Genomic DNA, 2,877 nt, shown 5'->3' with positions numbered 1-2,877 from the left:
CCGTGTTTCCTTTATCTCAGTCAAAGCGCTCCAGTCCATACGCCGCGCAAAGGAAGCTTGCGCCTTTTGTTCTTGTTAAAACCTATAATCCCTTTCCAATGATTCCATCGCTTTTAAGCTCATATTTGCCCATTCCGAAGAGGTCTCTGTTAGTTCCTTTTTCATTTTGGCTACAGCAGCTTTTAATGAATCCAAATAATCTGGAACTTCATTTTCAAAGGGCTTAACCATTTTGTAAGGAATATTTGCCTGTTCTCTATAGCTAAGCGCGCGTCTTTCGTGAAAAATAAGTACATCTGCGTCTTTGGGGCTGTGAAGATCACCCTGCATTGGATGTTTAAGCACGGCAAGGACCCTTACTAAATAATGCTGCGGACGCACCTCCGTTATTTCTCCGATATATTTACCGGTTTTATAAATGGCGGTTACAATTTCACCAATTTGTAATTCTGACACAACAAACACCCCTAATCATACTTTCGATAATATCTATCTTCCATTTTATAACGAAACATAGTAAATTTAAATCAATGTACGAAATATTATTATTTCGGTTAAGGTTGAAAATATGGAGGGATAATAAATGGGAAGAAAATTGCAGATTTTATTTTCATTATTGACAATTGTTCTTGTTTTGGCAGCTTGTGGGACAAGCACGAAGAAAGAAGTTTCAAAACCAAAAACTGCTGCACCAAAAACAGAGCAAAAGGAAGGGGATCAACAAGTGGCAAATGCAGTCTATCCTCAGCTTTCAGCAGAGGTGTCTGATAACGAAAAACTCGTTGAAATGGTAACGTCAATGGGGACGATTAAAATCAAATTATTCCCGGAATATGCACCGAAAGCCGTGGAAAACTTTGTGAAACATGGTGAGGAAGGGTATTATGATGGATTGATTTTTCATCGGGTTATTAAAGACTTTATGATTCAGGGCGGCGACCCCAATGGAAATGGAACAGGCGGCGAGAGTATTTACGGTTCGCCATTTGAAGATGAATTCTCTAACAATCTTTTCAATCTTCGCGGGGCTTTATCGATGGCAAATTCGGGGGCTAACACAAACGGAAGCCAGTTCTTTATTGTTCAAAGCACATCACTCGACCCATCGATGAAGGCGGAATTGGAAAAGGCTGGCTATCCTAAAGAAATCATTGATGCCTATGATAAAAACGGCGGGACCCCATGGCTTGATCATCACCATACTGTTTTCGGACAAGTGATCGACGGCATGGATATCGTTGATAAGATTGGCAATACACCAGTAGGTGCACAGGATAAACCAGAAAAGGACGTTATCATTAAAAAGATTAAAGTTTTAAAATAGGCGTAGGAATCGGATTGTAAATTGGTAGGAAACGTTTTTTGTTGCTATAATTAATAGGCAGTTCCTTTTAGAAAGGGAGAAGAAAAATGTTTCAACCGTTAGTACTTTCAATGTTTTTATACTTTCCGGAGGATAAATCAGAATATATTCCCGCTGCGATAACTTTTGTGATTTTTTTAATTGGGGCTTTGATTACGATGAGATTTATCATTAAAGTTTCAAAACGAGAAGCCAAAAAGGCAAAGGAATTAGAAGAACAATTAAAAAATCAGCAATCCACTCCGAGGAACAGTTAGTAAAGACGCTGTTCCTTTTTCTTTTACCCATCGTTTACAGATGAGCCTGAATACTGCATAGGTAATTAGCCTTTTGTTAATACTATTGGCAAATTGACTATTGTGGGGGTCATACATATATGAAAAAAGGGTGGGTAATTATTCCGCTGTTGCTACTTACAGGATGTATGGAAGAGAATGTAAAGAAAGTAGATGTAGGAATGTTTAATGCTGTCGGAGATTCGCTTGGAAAAATAGAGGTTGCTGAACAATCCAGTGGTGTCAAATTATCAGTGAATTTAAAAGGACTTCCAGCCGGGGAACATGCGATTCATATTCATGAAAGCGGGAAATGTAAGGCGCCAGATTTCAAATCAGTGGGTAATCATTTTAATCCAGAGAACAAGGAACATGGGCTTCTCCATCCTAAAGGTGCTCATGCGGGGGATCTGCCCAATTTAATTGTCGAGGATGATGGGACAGTTAAGGCGGATTTAATGGCACCCAACGTAACCTTAAAAGATGGGAAGACCTCGCTGTTTACCAAAGAAGGGACCTCCATTGTCATTGATGAAGGAAAAGATGATGGCATGACACAACCAGCAGGGTACTCAGGCAAACGAATTGCCTGTGGAGAAATTTCTAAGAATAAAAAAGCTGGCCAAAAGAAAGCACAGGATGAAAAGGAATAGAACAATTTGTAATACTTTTTGAAGGCCGTCTTATGGATGGTCTTATTTTTTTTGAAAAATTTTTAATTTATAGGTAAAAATCTAAGCTTATCCCAAATGTGGACATACACTAACACAGAGACTGTTAGGAGGCGAAAAAATGGAGAAAAGACAATACTTTGGGGGATTCCCTGGACAAACAGGCTATCCACAAATGGGTGGTTATCCACAAATGAGCGGGTATCCACATATGGGCGGTTATCCACAACAAGGGTATCCACAAATGGGCGGCAATCCACATCAGGGATATCCACAAATGGGTGGTTATCAGCACCAGGGATACCCGCAAATGGGTGGTTTTCAACAACCAGGGTTTCCGCAAATGATGGGTGGACAGCAGCATACTGGTTTCCCTCAAGGCATGGGCGGCTTCCCGCAAAGTGGTCAAATGCCAACTACTAAACCAGGAACATTTGGAACTCGGGAAGATAAGAAATAACAACCGCTAAGGTTACCGGCAGACTGTTCCTTCGCAATCGAGGGAACAGTTTTTCTTAACACTAAGAAAGAACATTTTTACTTTGAGAAGTGTCTAGCTCCAGCGCCC

The 2,877-nt window shown here is 40.3% G+C and carries 5 protein-coding genes; 4 read left to right on the top strand and 1 reads right to left on the bottom strand.

Features of this window, described 5'->3' with window-relative positions:
• Positions 1-75: 75 nt before the first annotated feature.
• On the bottom strand, positions 76-456 hold the full coding sequence (kapB, locus tag BSO02S_RS13590; RefSeq protein WP_066068012.1) for a kinase-associated lipoprotein KapB: 381 nt from the start codon (positions 454-456) through the stop codon (positions 76-78).
• Positions 457-583: 127 nt separating this feature from the next.
• Here kapB and BSO02S_RS13585 point away from each other — a divergent pair, with 127 nt between their 5' ends.
• The 4 genes from BSO02S_RS13585 to BSO02S_RS27675 all read left to right on the top strand — a co-directional run bounded on the left by BSO02S_RS13585 (position 584) and on the right by BSO02S_RS27675 (position 2,769).
• On the top strand, positions 584-1,324 hold the full coding sequence (locus tag BSO02S_RS13585) for a peptidylprolyl isomerase (protein WP_066068009.1): 741 nt from the start codon (positions 584-586) through the stop codon (positions 1,322-1,324).
• Between the two features lie 86 nt (positions 1,325-1,410).
• Positions 1,411-1,620, top strand: a complete 210-nt coding sequence (locus tag BSO02S_RS13580; protein ID WP_066068006.1) for a hypothetical protein — start codon at positions 1,411-1,413, stop codon at positions 1,618-1,620.
• Between the two features lie 119 nt (positions 1,621-1,739).
• Complete coding sequence (locus BSO02S_RS13575) at positions 1,740-2,291, top strand: superoxide dismutase family protein (RefSeq protein WP_066068003.1); 552 nt, start codon at positions 1,740-1,742, stop codon at positions 2,289-2,291.
• A 139-nt stretch (positions 2,292-2,430) separates the two neighbouring features.
• Complete coding sequence (locus BSO02S_RS27675) at positions 2,431-2,769, top strand: hypothetical protein (protein ID WP_066068000.1); 339 nt, start codon at positions 2,431-2,433, stop codon at positions 2,767-2,769.
• The last annotated feature ends 108 nt before the right edge of the window (positions 2,770-2,877 follow it).

It is taken from the genome of Neobacillus soli NBRC 102451 (assembly GCF_001591665.1).
GTDB classification, from domain to species: Bacteria; Bacillota; Bacilli; order Bacillales; family Cytobacillaceae; genus Neobacillus; species Neobacillus soli.
This window is presented reverse-complemented; position numbering and strand designations above follow the sequence as displayed.